Here is a 16,207-nt window from a genome sequence, read left to right as displayed (position 1 = left end):
CATATCCCGTGCCTCATTGTATGATGGACAAGTACCAATTATGATTGCCGGATCGTTCCGTAGCTTCCTCCGCTCCCGGATGTAAACGCTAGCCCGCCTTCTCTTGCCCGGACGATCATCTCGGCGATTCTCTCTCCGGTTACGGCGGCGATCGCATCTGCAGAAACGCGGTGGAGCACTTCCATTTCCGTGCCGACTTCCGCGAACAGCCTCTCGCGCTTAGCCGGACCGACGCCCGGGAAAAAAGACAGCGGAACCTGCGGACGATAAGGAGGCCTTCCTTCCGGATGGATCGGCTGCTCGCGATCTGCCAATCGGCGAATGCGCCCGGACACGCCCCGAGTCAGCCGCTTGCTTCCGCAATAAGGGCAAGCCTCAACGTCCTCGCCCGTCTCGGGGATCGTACGACTGCAAGCCGTGCATGAGGTTTCGTGATATTTACCCAATTCGGGATGCAGTCCGTAGTTGGCCAGAATACGCCGGCCTTCCTCGCCCTTAAGCGCTTTGGCAAACTCCGCGAAAGAAGGGGTTAGCAGCATCAGCTCGTTGCACTCCCTTCCGATCATGCCGGGAGAATGCGCATCGGAGTTGGTCAGGAACGGATAGCGATCGAGCTCGGACAATCGTCCGGCCATATCCGAATCCGCGCTGAGGCCAAGCTCGACGGCTGCAATGCCGTCAGGATCGAGCCGGTCCGCCAGCCGATCGGCGGAGCAGCCGAGGAGGCCTCTGTGCGGCGTGAAAATATGCGCCGGAATGAGCAGCCCGCCCCGAGCGACCAGCTCCGCCTGCAGCTCTGCTGCCGTAACGCGGATTCGCTGCGTGCTCAGCCGAATGTTAGCGACACGGGGCGTCATCCATTCGGTCCACTCCTGCATCGCCTGCAAATTCGGCAAAAAGCCGAGCAGATGGAACGGGCCCCCGCCTTCTTCCTTAACCTCCATCTCTGCGCCCAGCAACAGCGTCGTATTCCGATATCGGATCCCTCCGCCGGAAACCTCCTCCATTTCTCCCGAATGCAAGCATTCCAGAATATCCTTCTGTACAGGCGGCGAATGACAATCGATAATGCCGACTAGCTCGATGCCTTTGCGGTCGGACGCTTCCTCGGCGATTTGGCGGAAGGTCAGATTCCGGCTACCGCTAATTTTCACATGCTGCCCGTCCTGCGTTCGGCCGATATGAACATGGAGATCGGCGAAGCAAGGGGACAGCAGAGCCTCCGAAGTCGCTTGCGAAGCGCTCATCGGCTAGAACGCCCCCGTCAGCGCGTACATGCGCCAAGCATAGACGGCCAGCAGCGTTTTGGCATCGCAAATGCGTCCTTCTGCAATATACGCTTGCGCCTGCTCCAGCGTAATCGCCTCGCAGGTCAAAAACTCCTCATCGTCGAGATGCGCTTGTCCCGGCTCAAGATCGTCCGTTACATAAAGGTGCACGACCTCCTCGGCAAAGCCGGGAGATGTCGAGAACGAATGCAGATGACGTATACTGCGCGCGCGATACCCCGTCTCCTCTTCCAGCTCGCGAAGCGCCGCCGCTTCCGGCTCCTCCCCCGCGTCCAGCTTGCCCGCCGGAATTTCGACCTGCACCTTTTCCAGCGGCTTGCGGAATTGTTCTACGACGAGCATTTTGCCATCCAGCAGCGCCACGACCGCAACGGCCCCGGGATGACGCACAATCTCCCTCGTCGCCGTTTCGCCGTTTGGAAGACTTACTGTATCGACCTGCAAAGATATGATTCTACCTTCAAAAATCGGCTTGCTTTCCAAAGTCCGTTCATAGAACGGGTGAGAGGCAATGTCTTTATTTGCGCTCATTTCGCATCCCCCAGTCTAATCTCGTTTTTACGCGCATACCCTCAACGTATAGAAGCTCGTCCCCTTACGGTAGACGGAACGAGCAACGCATTCGATACGAGGAGGCTTGTACCATGCTGAAAAAATATATAACGCCGCAACGTCTGCAATTCGTCGGCAAAGCTTGGGAAATTCGCCATGCGCTGCGTCAGGAGCAGAAGCTTCGCGGAGCGCGCACGCCGCTTGTCTCGCTGCTAGAGGCTCAGCAAACGATGCGGCCTGACGCCGATCTCCCCGCGAGGAAATAACCAAAGGCAGCGCCCCGACCTTAAACGGTCCAAGCACTGCCTTGCTGCGCTTACCGCTTCAGCGTCTCGCCTACGATCGACAGCACCAGTTCGGCCGCTTTCGCGAGATCGTCCGCTTTAATTTGCTCCTTCGTCGTATGGATGTGCTCATAACCGACAGCCAGATTAACGGTCGGCACGCCGTTCCCGTTAAACATATTCGCGTCGCTTCCGCCTCCGGATGAGAACGTGCGGGGAGTCAGTCCGATCGCCGCGATCGCCGCTTTCGCAACTTGAACGACCTCCGTGCTGTCATCATGATAATAAGCCGGGTAGATCGTCAGCGTTTCGAAATTAAACTCGGCTCCGCATTCATGCGCAGCGCTGGCGACCGCTTCGCGCATCGATTCGACCTGCGCCTCCATCTTCTCCTGAACTTGGCTGCGGGCTTCCGCGTAAATTTTTATCGTATCCACAACGATATTTACCTCGCCTCCGCCCTCGAAGCGTCCGATATTGGCCGTTGTCTCGCTATCGATGCGGCCAAGCTTCATGCGGGATACCGCTTTGGAGGCCACCTGAATGGCGCTGATGCCGTCCTCCGGATTTACGCCAGCGTGAGCAGCTTTCCCTCTAATCGTAATAAACTGGCGGGAATTGGTCGGAGCCGACACCGCGATCGCTCCGATCTCGCCATTGGAGTCGAGCGCATAGCCGAACTTGGCCCGCAGCCTGGAGCCGTCCATTGCGCGGGAACCGATCAAGCCGGATTCCTCGCCCGTCGTGATGACGAATTGAACGCCCCCATGCGGCAGTTGTTGCTCGCGAATAACGCGCAGCGCTTCAAATATTGCCGCAAGCCCCGCCTTGTCATCCGCTCCAAGAATCGTCGTGCCGTCGCTGCGAATATATCCGTCGTCATCCAGCCGCGGCTTAATTCCATTTCCGGGCGAGACGGTATCCATATGCGAAGTGAACAGAATGGTCGGAACGGACTCATGCCCAGCCGACGGTGCGAGCCAAGCGAATAAATTTCCCGCTCCATGACCGATTTTATCGGCCACATCGTCCTCCGTCACCTCCAGACCAAACTCCTCGAATTTGACCTTAAGGACTTTGCTAATCTCAGTCTCATGTTTTGTCTCGCTGTCGATCTGCACCAGTTCCATAAACTCGGCGATTAATCTATCTTTCTGAACCATGATCTTCCCTCCTGAGGTCGTATTCGTTACAATGTAAATATGAGCAAGCCTAAGCCTGAAAGGATGTGGAGCCGCTTATGAACAAGCGTTTGTTTAAGATCGTCATTTACGTTACTTTGTTTGCGTTGGTCGCTACGACTTTACTGATGGGAGTATCTCTTCTGCAGTAACGGAAGCGTAACCGAACACTTCTGCGAAACATGGAACGATGCGCCTTCCGATTTCGTCCACCTGCAGCTCGATACCGGTTAACGTTTCCAGAGACGTCACGCCGTATTCCGTAATGCCGCACGGAATGATGCCTTGGAAGCCGTCTTCTTCCACGTTTTTCTTTACGTTAAGCGCAAAGCCGTGGCTCGTCACGAAGCCTCGCCTTGTCCGGGCCTTGTTGAACTTGACCCCGATTGCGGCGATTTTCCGATCGCCCACCCATACCCCGGTATATTCCGGCTTCCTGCCGCCTTGAATGCCGAATTCAGCTAGCAGCTTGATAATCGCTTCCTCGAGATTTCTTAAGTACTGATGAAGATCAAGCCCTTCGGCATCCAAATAAAGCAACGGATAACCAACAAGCTGACCCGGACCGTGATACGTAATATCGCCGCCGCGATCGATCTCGTACACTTCGATGCCGCGACGAGCCAACTCCTCGCTTCCGTACAGCAGATGCTCGGGATGGCGATCCGAGCCGATCGTAAAGGTCGGCGAATGCTCAAGGAGCAGCAAGGAATCGTTCCGTTCCTGGCGGTCGATCTCCTTCACGAGCTGCTTCTGCAGCTCCCAAGCTTCGCCGTATTTCCGCCTGGACAACCATTCGACGTTCAGTTCCTTCATGCCTTGAACCCTCCTGCTCGAACTTCTGCTTGAATCCCTATGCGAGTTACTTCCCTATTGTAGCTTATCTATGCGATCAAGAAAACCCGGCGCGTCGCGCTCGAAACGCGACTGAGCCGGGCAAGTCCGCTGTACCAGGTTCAATGAATTTAGTTCGCTGAACCTAATACACCTTCGTGTCCAAATTATAGCCTTCCAAATTTTCCTTCACCCGCTGCAGGAACCGTCCGCAGATGACTCCGTCCAAAATCCGATGGTCGAGCGACAGACACAGATTTACCATCGAACGAACGCCGATCATGTCGTTAATAACGACGGGGCGTTTGACGATCGATTCGAACGTGATGATCGCGGCTTGAGGATAGTTGATGATCGGCTGGGTCAGAATCGAGCCGAAAGAGCCCGTATTGTTCACCGTGAAAGTGCCGCCGTTAACGTCATCCAGTTTGAGCTTTTTCTCCCGCGTGCGTCTTGCGAGATCGTCAATTTCGTGGGCGAGACCGGATATGTTTTTCTGATCCGCATGGCGAATGACCGGCGTAACGACCGAATCCTCCGTTCCGACAGACAGAGAGATGTTGATATCGCGTTTCACGATAATCTTATCGACCGCCCACACCGAATTCATGATCGGGTAATCCTTGATCGCGTTGACGACCGCCTTGATCATAAAAGGCATATAGGTCAAGTTGATGCCCTCGCGTTTGCGGAAATCGTCTTTGAGCTTGTTGCGCAGCAAGACGAGATTGGTCACGTCGACCTCGATCATCATCCAGCCATGCGGAATTTCGCTAACGCTCTGGCGCATTCTAGTCGCGATCGTATTGCGGACGGGCGTTACATCGATAAAATATTCGCCGCGGCCAGGTACTTCTTGACCTTCGATTTCGATTGACGGAATGCGCGGAGATTCGGACAAATGGATTCCTGTGGAGCGCACCGGAATTTTCGGATCCATCGGAGCTAGCGACGAGTCGCTTGGAGCCGAGGACGCAATTGGAGCGGTCGCTGCAGTTGCCGGGTTAACCGCCGAGGCTGTCCCGATCGACGCGTTCCCCGAAGCGATGGCCACCTGAACGTCTTTACGAGTAATACGTCCGCCCTCTCCCGTTCCGCTAACTCGATTCAGATCGATGGCATGTTCCGCCGCCAGCCGCTGAACAGCCGGGGAATAGCGATGGCGCATCGGAGCGTTGGCGTCAATCCCAGAAGCGGGTGCAATGGCCGCAGCTGGGCGCGAGGCCGGTTCGCCCCCCCTTGTCCCAGAAGACCCGAGGGTTCCTGAAGCCGTGTCAGTTGTCCCCAAGCCCCCAGCCGGCGCGGCAGGAGAAACAGGCTCCTGTGCTCCCGCAGACGGCTCGGTATCAGCCTCCGCATCGGCTTCCACTTCCACGAGGCAGATCGCCGCACCGACTTCCACCGTCTCGCCCGCGCCGATCAGATGCTTAACAAGCTTGCCCCTAACCGTAGAAGGAAGCTCGGCATTGACTTTATCGGTAATAAGTTCGCAAATCGGCTCGTACATATCCAGCATATCTCCCGGCTGCTTGAGCCAATGGTCCACCGTCGCAGATACGAGAGACTCCGCAAGCTGGGGCATCGTAATTTCCACTATCTTTTTAGCCATATGATACAGTTCCCCTCTCCAAATCCGGCGATAGGCCTAGTAGCGCGCTAGCTCCAGCATCGCCTTCTTCAGCTTCTCCTTGTTCAGCAGATAGTGCTTCTCTCCCGGAGGGTTGATCGGCATCGCCGGCACGTCCGGGGCACACAATCTACGAATCGGGGCGTCAAGCTCGTAGAGCAGTTCCTCGGCGATTATCGTTCCGACCTCGGCTCCCACGCCGCCTGTTTTATTGTCCTCGTGAACAATCAGCACCTTGCCTGTTTTAGCTGCCGCTTCGAGAATGCCTTCACGGTCCAACGGCTGAATCGTACGCAAATCCAGAATGTGAGCTTCGATGCCATGCTCCTTAGACAGCTCTTCCGCCGCTTGCATCGCAAAGTGCAAAGGCATGCTGTAGCCAATAACCGTAAGATCGGTTCCTTCGCGCATCACCTTGGATTTACCGATCGGGACGACATAATCTTCCTCCGGCACTTCGTCGGAGATCAATCGATAGCACTTCTTGTTCTCGAAGAAAATAACCGGGTCCGGATCTCGAATCGCCGCCTTCAGCAGCCCTTTCGCATCGTACGCTGTGGCCGGAGCGACGATCTTAAGTCCGGGCGTTCCGAAGAAGACCGACTCTGGGCACTGCGAATGGTACAGCCCTCCGAACACGCCTCCCCCGATCGGTGCGCGAATCACGACGGGACAATCCCAATCGTTGTTGGAGCGGTAACGGATTTTAGCAGCTTCGCTAATAATCTGATTGGTCGCGGGGAACATAAAATCCGAATACTGCATTTCGGCGATCGGTTTCATTCCGGCCATGGCCGCGCCGATCGCGACGCCGGCGATTGCAGATTCCGCAAGGGGCGCGTCCAGTGCCCGAAGCTCGCCAAACTGCTGCTGCAGCCCTTTAGTCGTTCCGAACACCCCGCCTTTAAGGCCAACGTCCTCTCCCAGAACGAATACGTCGTTGTCTCGTTCCATTTCTTCCTTCATCGCGAGTCTGATCGCTTCGATATATTCGATAACCGGCATATTTAACCCTCCCCGTTCTCCTCGGCGTATACGTAGCGGAATGCGTCCTCTACGGGTTGGAACGGAGCCTTCTCCGCATACTCGTTCGCTTCGTCGATCGTCGCGCGGATTTCTGCTTGCAGAGTCGCTTCCTTCTCCTCGGACCACAATCCGGCATCCACTAAATATTGCTTATATACCGGCATCCCGTCCTTGGCCTTTTGCTCGTCCACTTCTTCCTTGGTACGGTAGGCCATGTCGTTGTCCGAAGTCGAATGCGCCGTTACACGATAAGTCATAATCTCGATTAAAGTCGGTCCTTCGCCGGACACTGCGCGCTCGCGGGCTTCCTTGAACACGCGATATACTTCCAGCGGATCATTGCCGTCAACTCGTACTCCTGGAAATCCGTAACCAAGCGCCCGATCGCATATGCGTCCCCGAGTTTGCTTTTCAAGCGACATTGAGATCGCATACTGATTGTTCTCGCATACGAAAATGACCGGAAGCTGATGAACTCCGGCAAAATTGCAACCCTCGTGAAAATCGCCCTGGTTGCTAGAGCCGTCGCCGAACGTGACGATAGCTACGGAAGGCTCTTTCCGCATCTTGGCCGCGAAGGCGAATCCTGCCGCATGAGGCACCTGCGTCGTTACCGGGCTGGATCCCGTTACAATGCGCAGTCGTTTGCTGCCAAAATGCCCAGGCATCTGCCGCCCCGCGCTATTCGGGTCTTCTCCTTTGGCATACAGCGACAGCATCAACTCCTTAACCGTCATGCCGATCGAGAGCACGAACCCGTAATCTCGGTAATACGGAAGAAACCAATCACGCTCCCGATCCATCGCAAATCCCATTGCGACCTGAGAAGGCTCTTGGGTAATTCCCGAAATATGAAAATTGACTTTGCCGGCGCGTTGCAGCAACTGCCCGCGTTCATCGAAGCGGCGGGCCAACATCATCATCTTGTACATGTCGACTGCGCGTTCGTCCGTAAGGCCAAGCTCGGTATGACGAAGCGCTCGCTGGACGGAACCTGTATGCATCATGGGCGCGTCCTCCTGCTTTGGTTTAGTTTTATAACCTGGTCTTAATACTTGGGGTTAAGTCCTATTATACTCCCCTCGCAAGCAAAAAGAAACGCCCAACCCGACGCGCCGAGCAAATTCCTTTAGGGAACCGCTTCTCGGCGCTGGAAGGATGGCAATCCTCCGGGTTGAGCCTGCTGATGCCGATCGGATCAAGCGTGTCCCGCTGCGCCTTCCAGCGCCAGCATCGTCTCCTGCATTACTTCCGAGAGCGTCGGATGGGGGTGAATCGTCCGACCGATTTCCCAAGGAATCGCATCCACCAGCTTCGCTAGCGCAGCTTCGGCAATCAGCTCCGTTGCATGCACTCCTACCAAGTGAACGCCGAGCAGATCTCCCGTTGCCGCATCCGCGACCACTTTGGCGAAGCCATCGCTTTCACCGTGCACAAGCGCTTTGCCCAGTATGCGCAAAGGCAGCTTTGCCGTGCGCACCTGGTAGCCTTCCGCCTTGGCGTTCTCTTCCGTCCAGCCGATGGCCGCCGCCTCCGGCCGCGAGTAGACGCAGCGCGGAATATCCCGATCCGCGGCCCTCGACGGCTTGCTCCCGGTCAAATGCTCGATCGCCATCGTCGCTTCGTGCATAGCTGCATGCGCCAACTGAACGCCGCCTATACAATCTCCGATCGCGTAAATATGAGATTCCCCCGTTTGAAGCGTCGCGGGATTTACTTTAACAAAACCCTTCTCTGTCTTAACATCTGTATTTTCCAGTCCTAACGCTTCCACGTTGCCAATCCTGCCTACAGACACGAGCATCCGATCCGCACTCAGCGTCAGCGTGTCGCCGCCTCCAGTCATTGCACGTATCTCGACACCTTTGTCCGACGTGATGCAGCTATCGCTCTGCAGAGAAGCTCCAGTATGAATGACAACGCCTCTTTTTCTGAGTGCCTTTGCTATTTCTGCGCCTATATCTTTGTCCTCCGAGGGCAGTATTCGTTCCGCGGCTTCGACGATCGTCACCTGCGTGCCGAAATCGCTGAGCATCGACGCCCATTCGACGCCAATCACCCCGCCTCCGACGATCAGAACGGAAGTTGGGCGGCTCGTCCATCCTAACGCCTCGTCACTAGTCGCGATGTGCTCGCCGTCATAGCTCAGGCCTTCCAGCTTGCGCGGACGCGATCCCGTCGCAATTATGACGTTCTTGGGCACAATTGTCTCCGCTTCCCCGTCCGCTAGTTCTACCGCAATCGCCCCGCTTCTAGGCGAAAAAATCGAAGGGCCAATAATGCGACCGCCGCCTTGAATAACCTCGATTTTATGCTGCTTCATGAGTGCCTGAAGCCCTTTGTAGAGCTGCTCTACGATACTGTCCTTCCGTTTTAACACCGCTCCCCAATCTACCGAAGCAGCTCCTTCCGGCAATCGAATACCGTATGAAGCTGAATCCCCGATCGTTGCGTATACTTCCGCACTTCTAAGCAAAGCTTTGCTTGGGATGCATCCCCTGTGCAGACAAGTCCCGCCCAGTTTGTCCTTCTCAATTACAACGACGCTAAGCCCGGCTTGCGCCGCCTTCACCGCTGCCGTATAGCCTCCCGGCCCTCCGCCCAATACAGCGACATCGACTTCGATTGGCATAGTTTCCCCTCCGTATGTAAACTCACTTTCCCATTGTACCTTTTTTTTGCGAGCTGAACAAAGTCGGATCCTTCTTCGTCCTCCATCGTCCTTGTTCTTTTTCCGGTATCCCCTTCCGTCAGTTCCTCTGCTCTGCTCCCCGCTCCGCTCCTCTCTCGTCTCGCCTCTCTCTCATTTTCTGCTCATTTTCCGGTATCCCTTTCTGTCAGTTTCTCAGTCTTTAAATTTTTGACCGTAAATTGGCCGTAAACTGATAACCTCCCGATCTTCTCCGCTCATTTCAGAAATCGAACCCTTCATCTCCTTTTGTCGGTATCCCTTTGAGTCAGTTAGTCGATCAACGTAGCTCTGAAAATTTAGTTGAAACACAGGAAAAAAGCTTCAAATAAGAACGTATGTTTGGTATAATGAAGTAAAGGGAACGTGCGTTCCATCCATTGAGGGAGGAAGTTTTGTATGAGTCTTAAAGCGGCGGCAGATAAGTTTCAAAAGTTTTGTTCCGTTTTTAAGAACGAAGCAGATTGTTTCCCCATCCTGTTCGAGCTCAAGTGGCCCGACGGCTTTCGCTGCCCTCGTTGCAGCCATTCTCATTTTTATCTCATTTCCACTAGGCGTATTCCACTCTACGAATGCCGTTCCTGCCATGCGCAATCTTCCTTGATTGCCGGTACCATTATGGAGGGAAGCCGCACGCCTATTCATCGTTGGTTTCAGGCGATTTTTCTGCATGCCCAACCCCGCTGCATTAACGCTAGGCAACTCTCCGAGGCTATCCATGTCACTTACAAAACGGCCTGGCTCATTTGCCACAAAATCCGTCATGCGATGACTTCAAGAGAATCAACCCGATTATTGTCAGGGATTGTTCGCGTTTCGGATTCTATATACAGCAAGCGCCTAACTCCCTCTTTCGATTGGCATAAGCAAGAACAGCCATTGCTTGTCGGTGCTTCAGATGACGGTAACAGCACTCTTGGCCCGATTGTGATTAAGCTTCAATCAAAAGCACCGTTAAAGGATAAGTACGATTGTCCTGATACGGCTCCGTTTATTCGCGAGCATATCCACCCTGATGTTGCAGAAAATACAATTGTGACCCGAAGGTACGGCCGTAATATGAACAAAGAGTTGGCTTGGATGGGATACAATGTGACGTGGTGGATCGGCAGAACGTTTCTCGGCATTGGTCCTAAGCATTTACAAGCGTATCTTGATCAATTTTGTTACTACTACAACCGCAGCCGCTCCACCCTCTATGTTCAGCTTCTCGCAGATTGTATTAACTCTTCCAGAATAACCTACAACGAGCTCACCAAATCAGACAGCCGCTCCCGTTCTAACCGATTAACTCGTACTCCTCGACAACATTCCATCAAACTTGCATAGCATAGGCATGTTTCTATTCCAGTCATCCCCTTAATTATTACAGAAGGGAGTCCCAGACAGAGCAATCTTTACTGATCGAAGGGGATAACCAAGTGCCTTCATATGTACGGGAGAACTAACTACTGACTTAAGGGGACCCTCTTCAGTAAATATCGGAGGATCCCTTTCCTGAGCCACCGGGATACCGACAAAAGATGTGAAAATCTAATGCATTTCATGAGGGCGGCTTCACATCTGACCGAAGGGGATACCGAGAAAAGAAGAGAAAATCCGACACATTCAATAGGGATACTAATACTGAATGAACGGGATATCGAGAAATGGAGGCGCATTCATAGACATTTGCCTGAAAAGTAGGTATGATTAGGAGATGGGAAGGAGGACTTCATCATCCTATGAAACTGCTTATTCAGCGGCTCATAGCTATACTACTGCTTGTTATTCCCGGTATTGCGGCCGCTTACGGCTTTTTGCTCATGAAAGATGCGATATACGACTACTTCGTGAAAATCGGCGATATAAACGTTACCTCTCCGGACTTCGCTTGGGGGATGTTCATCGGCGGAGCCATTCTTTTTCTGCTGGGCATAGGCTTTATTGGAGGTTGGATTTTCTTTCGGGACCGCAAACATAATTACTTGTCATCGCGTTTCCGTCCGAAAACGCCTCGCCCGCCCCGTCAACCAAAGCCGCCGCAAACCGAGGACAACAGCGCTAAGGAAAACCATATTTCCGATCAGTCATAGCTAATGACGTTCAAATAAGGCTCTGTCTCCTATCAAGGTGACAGAGCCTTAATTATTTTCAGCATCTTCGCTTACTGGGCCGACGGAGAAGCTTCAGGACTTGCCGTTGCCGAAGCGGTCGGCGAAGCGGCTTCTGGTTCCTTCGCGATTAAGTTTTTATAATTCCGATCTTTCTTCAACGTTTCTAGCCAAGTGGTTGCTTCCGTGCCCATTTTCTCTTCGTAATAAGCTTTTTTGACATCAGCTTTCACTGTATCATACTCGGGAACGACAGCCTCTTTAATATCGGTGATCTTGATGATGTGGAACCCGTTGTCCGCCTCCACGACTTCACTCGTCTCACCTTTAGCAAGAGCAAATGCAGCGGTCTCGAAGCGTTGATTCATAACGCCGCGACCGAAAAATCCGAGATCTCCTCCCTCTGCCTTGGAACCTGGATCTTGCGACTTTTCCTTCGCCAAATTGGCAAAATCTTTGCCGCCCTTCAGTTCGGCCAGCACAGCTTCTGCCTCTTCCTTTGTGTTCACCAAAATGTGCGATGCCTTAATTTCTTTTGGCGTTGTCGCAAACGTGGAATCCTTTTTATCTTCGAAATAAGTCTTAAGCTCTTCTTCGGTTACCGGGTGCTTGTTCTCGAACAACAGCTTAATTTTCAGAGTCGGCATAATTTGCTTTTCCTTGAAATCCTCCAACGTGAACCCGGCCTGCGTCAATGCAGCGGACATATCCTCGTCGGTCTCAAAGCCATATGCCTTCTTAAAGTTCTCAATCTCGTTCTTCATATCTTCATCATTAATCTTAATTCCGGCTTTCTCGGATTCCAGCTCAATGATTTTGGTCTGTGCGATTTCGTCGACTAAAGCCGAAATCTGATCTTCTCCCACTCTGTCTTTCATCTCATCGTAAAAGTCCGTCTTATTAATCGTATAGCCGTCAAGTTGACCGATTGCTTCGTTGCTTGTTCCTCCCGATGTATTCCGAATCAGTACAAATACAAGCGCAGCTATGGCAATGACAGCAATTACCCAAGGTACAATCACAGCAGAGGAGCTGCGAGCAGGTGCTGCAGCGCCTGCCGCCGCAGGCACTGCACTTGTTACGATTCCCGGGTCCGCTTTGCCGAGATCAAGCGAAGATTTGGGCTCGACCGTTTCCTCTAGTTCTTTCTCGATCGCTTCGTTAGTCGGTTGTTGTTCATTATCTTGTAAGTTTTTCTCGTTGTTGTCGCTCATTTCAACATTTCCCCCTCTTTGTTATGGACAGCCATTCATTCACTATACCAGATTTTCATAAATAAACCTTAAAGGCTCCTAAATTTTTTGCGAAATTGCGAAGGGGTGCACGCATGAATTCCGCTAAATTTTTTGCTGAAATAGCTGAAATTCGTCAAACCTGTCTCCATCGCCACATCCGCAATGGACCAATCCGTATTTTGCAGCAATTGAGCGGCTTGCTTTATCCGATAGCGATTTAAGTAATCCATGGGCGACTTTCGCATAACCGTCTTAAATACTCGGCTAAAATGACCGATACTCATGCCCGCAACTTCAGCTAGATCAGGCACGGTCAAGGGCTGGGAAAAATTCTTTTCCATGTAAGTAACAGCAGCCTTCAAGCGAGCTATCGTGTACGAACTCATCGAGCTATTGGAAACCGCATGCCGCCACTGTCCGGTTTCGATCAAATCGCCTATTAAGGAATAAAGTTCGGCTTTAATTCGCAGTTCTCTCGCCAAAGCTTCCGACTCGTATATATGAAGCATTCGGGCCAGCCGGACCAAAACCCGTCTTCCCCACATTGTCGATCCGTCATAGTAAAGCGGAATTTCCGCTTCTCCGTTTTTTAAAGGTTCTATAAACAGGGAGGAGATGTTATCCCGACCATCCCCAAGCCAATCAAGATGAAATACCATAGCTTTATACGAGCATGCCGAGCCATCGCTTGAGAAGCCGCCATGAACCTCTCCGCCCGGTACGAATATAGCCTCACCCGCTTTAAGCTCATAATCTGCCATGCCAATCTGGAATGTCGCTTCCCCCTCAACCACGCACAGAAACTCGACCTCATCGTGCCAATGATTGTCCAAAACTACACCTCCTTGGCAATCCATAGCATAAACGGCGAACGGAAATTGAGGGGTCCCATGCCTCCGATCCTCTTTGAGCAGCCTCAAATCCATACCTAACCTCCAAATATCATAATATTGTTATTTTATAGCATATAAATGCAAGAATTTTGCTCATCATATCATTAAAATGTTATCAAGAGAATTCATTAATCGTTCAAGGAGATGAAATAATGAAGTTTACGGATGGCTATTGGATGACTAAGCAAGGCTATCGCCTGTTCAGCCCTTATGAAATTCACGACGTAAAAATCGGAAAAGACTCGATTACCGCTTACGCCACTCACAGACCGCTCGAGCATCGCGGCAATACGTTAAACGAACCGCTAATGACGATGGAGTTCTCTTCGCCGATACCTAACGTCATCCGCGTAAAGTTTTACCATCATAAAGGAAAAGTCCGTCAAAGCCCCTCTACCTTCGATCTTCAGTACACAGGCAATGCGACGGTAAACATTGAAAATAACGAAAGCTTCATCAGACTGACGAGCGGGGATACGACTGTGACCGTAACTAAGCTTCATCCCGTCCAAATCACGTACACTTTCCGAAACAGAAGGCTAACGGGAAGCGGGGCACGTTCCACCGCTTATGTCAAAGCCGACGATGGGATTCATTACTTCCGCGAGCAGCTTTCCTTGGGCGTTGGCGAAACGGTGTACGGGTTGGGTGAAAGATTTACGCCATTCGTAAAAAACGGCCAGACAGTTGACATCTGGAACGAAGACGGAGGAACCTCATCCGAGCAAGCCTATAAAAATATTCCTTTATACGTAACGAATCGTGGCTACGGAGTATTCGTCAATCATCCCGAGCTCGTCTCGTTCGAGATCGGCTCGGAGACCGTATCTAAAGCCCAATTCAGCGTGCCGGGAGAACAGCTTGAGTATTATCTGATCGGCGGGGATACGCTTAAAGATGTACTTGGCAACTATACTTCGCTGACAGGCAAACCTGCGCTCCCGCCTGCCTGGTCGTATGGTTTATGGCTTTCGACTTCGTTCACGACCAACTATGATGAAGCCACAGTGACTAGTTTTGTCAAAGGCATGGAAAGTCGAGATCTGCCGCTTGCCGTCTTCCATTTCGACTGCTTCTGGATGAAGGAATATGAGTGGTGCAATTTCGAATGGGACGAGCGTGTTTTTCCCGATCCGGCCGGAATGCTGCAACGGCTTAAGGCCCGCGGACTGCGCATTTGCGTCTGGATCAATCCTTACATCGCGCAGCGCTCCCCATTGTTTGACGAAGGCATGGCCAACGGCTACTTGTTGAAACGTCCCGACGGAAGCGTATGGCAGTGGGATCTATGGCAATACGGCATGGGTATTGTTGACTTTACGAATCCAGCGGCATCCCACTGGTACAAAGCGAAGCTCCGGGCACTGCTCGATATGGGCGTTGATAGCTTTAAAACGGATTTCGGCGAGCGTATACCCACTGATGTCGTCTACTACGATGGCTCCGATCCGCACCAAATGCACAACTACTACACTCAGATCTATAATCAAACCGTTTTTGAATTGCTCGAAGAAAAACGCGGTAAAGGAGAAGTAGTCCTGTTTGCTCGGTCGGCGACGGCGGGTGGGCAACGCTTTCCCGTGCATTGGGGCGGAGATTGCGAAGCAACTTACGAATCGATGGCCGAAAGCCTGCGCGGTGGCTTGTCGCTTGGGCTGTCCGGTTTCGGCTACTGGAGCCACGACATTGGCGGTTTCGAACACAGCTCGCCTCCGGATTTGTACAAACGCTGGGTACAGTTCGGGCTTTTGTCCAGCCACAGCCGACTGCACGGAAGCACCTCGTATCGCGTACCGTGGATTTATGACGAAGAAGCCGTTAACGTACTTCGTTTCTTTACGAAGCTGAAGCTCCGGCTGATGCCATACCTGTTCGGTCAGTCGGTATCGACCTCCTCCAGCGGCGTTCCTCTTATGAGGGCGATGGTGCTCGATTTCGGAGATGATCCGGCCTGCGATTACCTTGACCGCCAGTACATGTTGGGGAACAATTTACTTATCGCACCGATCTTGAACCCGGAAGGAGAAGCCGTTTACTATCTCCCGAGAGGAACGTGGACTCATTTTCTGAGTGGGGAACAGGTTCAGGGCGGCAGCTGGAGGAACGAAATCTACGACTTTTTTAGTCTCCCTCTATATGCGCGCGAAAATAGTCTAATTCCGCTTGGAAATGAAGATACACATCCGGACTATGATTATACGGATAGCGTAACGTTACATTTGTTTGCGCTTCAAGACGGAGAGACAGCCTCTGCCGTCATACACAATTTGCTTGGGGAGACCTGCTTCTCTGTCATGGCCAGCCGCCAAAAAAATCAAATTGAGATCACAACGAAGGGGACGGCAAAAAACTGGAGTCTCGTCTTACGAGGAATTTCCGCAGTCGACTCCGTTGAAGGCGGACTTTCGGAGTCAACAGAGCAAGGCCTTCGAATCGTGCCAAGCGATTCCGCATCGTTCCTTCGAATTGTGCTTTCGTAAAATTCCAAACCTGCTGAATGTGAT

At 52.5% G+C, this 16,207-nt stretch carries 14 protein-coding genes and 1 pseudogene; 5 read left to right on the top strand and 10 right to left on the bottom strand.

The window, feature by feature from the left end; translation table 11 throughout:
* Positions 1–38: 38 nt before the first annotated feature.
* Together J4772_RS10395 and J4772_RS10390 are read right to left on the bottom strand one after the other, a co-directional pair.
* Positions 39–1,247, bottom strand: a complete 1,209-nt coding sequence (locus J4772_RS10395) for an endonuclease Q family protein (protein ID WP_209075152.1) — start codon at positions 1,245–1,247, stop codon at positions 39–41.
* Positions 1,248–1,250: 3 nt separating this feature from the next.
* A complete protein-coding gene (locus J4772_RS10390; RefSeq protein ID WP_116058902.1) occupies positions 1,251–1,820 on the bottom strand; it encodes an NUDIX domain-containing protein in 570 nt (189 codons plus the stop codon).
* Between the two features lie 116 nt (positions 1,821–1,936).
* Between J4772_RS10390 and mciZ the strand changes: the two are divergent.
* Positions 1,937–2,020: pseudogene (gene mciZ, locus J4772_RS37510) on the top strand (Z-ring formation inhibitor MciZ); the annotation flags it as partial.
* Positions 2,021–2,157: 137 nt separating this feature from the next.
* Here mciZ and J4772_RS10380 read toward each other — a convergent pair.
* Positions 2,158–3,288 (bottom strand): M20/M25/M40 family metallo-hydrolase, encoded by a 1,131-nt coding sequence (locus J4772_RS10380; RefSeq protein ID WP_209075151.1) that lies wholly within the window; start codon positions 3,286–3,288, stop codon positions 2,158–2,160.
* A gap of 77 nt (positions 3,289–3,365) precedes the next feature.
* Here J4772_RS10380 and prli42 point away from each other — a divergent pair, with 77 nt between their 5' ends.
* Positions 3,366–3,458, top strand: a complete 93-nt coding sequence (gene prli42, locus J4772_RS37505) for a stressosome-associated protein Prli42 (protein WP_116058900.1) — start codon at positions 3,366–3,368, stop codon at positions 3,456–3,458.
* Here prli42 and lipB read toward each other — a convergent pair.
* The 5 genes from lipB to lpdA all read right to left on the bottom strand — a co-directional run bounded on the left by lipB (position 3,421) and on the right by lpdA (position 9,425).
* Positions 3,421–4,122: a lipoyl(octanoyl) transferase LipB gene (gene lipB / locus J4772_RS10370; protein ID WP_209075150.1), complete on the bottom strand. Its 702-nt coding sequence runs from the start codon at positions 4,120–4,122 to the stop codon at positions 3,421–3,423. The two genes, prli42 and lipB, sit on opposite strands and share 38 nt — an antisense overlap.
* 163 nt (positions 4,123–4,285) lie before the next feature.
* Complete coding sequence (locus tag J4772_RS10365; protein ID WP_209075149.1) at positions 4,286–5,749, bottom strand: dihydrolipoamide acetyltransferase family protein; 1,464 nt, start codon at positions 5,747–5,749, stop codon at positions 4,286–4,288.
* Positions 5,750–5,785: 36 nt separating this feature from the next.
* Positions 5,786–6,772 carry an alpha-ketoacid dehydrogenase subunit beta gene (locus tag J4772_RS10360; RefSeq protein WP_116058897.1) on the bottom strand — a complete coding sequence of 329 codons (987 nt, stop codon included), beginning with the start codon at positions 6,770–6,772 and terminating at the stop codon, positions 5,786–5,788.
* A 2-nt stretch (positions 6,773–6,774) separates the two neighbouring features.
* On the bottom strand, positions 6,775–7,800 hold the full coding sequence (locus J4772_RS10355) for a thiamine pyrophosphate-dependent dehydrogenase E1 component subunit alpha (RefSeq protein WP_209075148.1): 1,026 nt from the start codon (positions 7,798–7,800) through the stop codon (positions 6,775–6,777).
* Between the two features lie 191 nt (positions 7,801–7,991).
* Positions 7,992–9,425: a dihydrolipoyl dehydrogenase gene (gene lpdA / locus J4772_RS10350; protein WP_209075147.1), complete on the bottom strand. Its 1,434-nt coding sequence runs from the start codon at positions 9,423–9,425 to the stop codon at positions 7,992–7,994.
* Between the two features lie 456 nt (positions 9,426–9,881).
* On the opposite strand from lpdA, the gene J4772_RS10345 reads away from it, so the two are divergent.
* Both J4772_RS10345 and J4772_RS10340 read left to right on the top strand, forming a co-directional pair.
* Positions 9,882–10,811, top strand: a complete 930-nt coding sequence (locus tag J4772_RS10345; RefSeq protein WP_209075146.1) for a transposase — start codon at positions 9,882–9,884, stop codon at positions 10,809–10,811.
* 395 nt (positions 10,812–11,206) lie between these two features.
* Positions 11,207–11,557: a DUF2627 domain-containing protein gene (locus tag J4772_RS10340; RefSeq protein WP_116058893.1), complete on the top strand. Its 351-nt coding sequence runs from the start codon at positions 11,207–11,209 to the stop codon at positions 11,555–11,557.
* Between the two features lie 71 nt (positions 11,558–11,628).
* On the opposite strand, the gene J4772_RS10335 is transcribed toward J4772_RS10340, so the two are convergent.
* Both J4772_RS10335 and J4772_RS10330 read right to left on the bottom strand, forming a co-directional pair.
* Entirely contained in the window at positions 11,629–12,789 is a 1,161-nt protein-coding gene (locus J4772_RS10335; protein ID WP_209075145.1) for a peptidylprolyl isomerase, read from the bottom strand.
* Between the two features lie 68 nt (positions 12,790–12,857).
* Complete coding sequence (locus J4772_RS10330; RefSeq protein WP_209075144.1) at positions 12,858–13,643, bottom strand: AraC family transcriptional regulator; 786 nt, start codon at positions 13,641–13,643, stop codon at positions 12,858–12,860.
* A gap of 212 nt (positions 13,644–13,855) precedes the next feature.
* Here J4772_RS10330 and yicI point away from each other — a divergent pair, with 212 nt between their 5' ends.
* On the top strand, positions 13,856–16,183 hold the full coding sequence (gene yicI / locus J4772_RS10325; RefSeq protein ID WP_209075143.1) for an alpha-xylosidase: 2,328 nt from the start codon (positions 13,856–13,858) through the stop codon (positions 16,181–16,183).
* Positions 16,184–16,207 lie beyond the last annotated feature (24 nt).

The sequence above is a fragment of the Cohnella sp. LGH genome (assembly GCF_017671885.1).
Lineage (GTDB): Bacteria > Bacillota > Bacilli > Paenibacillales > Paenibacillaceae > Cohnella > Cohnella phaseoli.
Note: the sequence above shows the minus strand (reverse complement) of the source record. Positions and strands in the feature narration are given on the sequence as shown.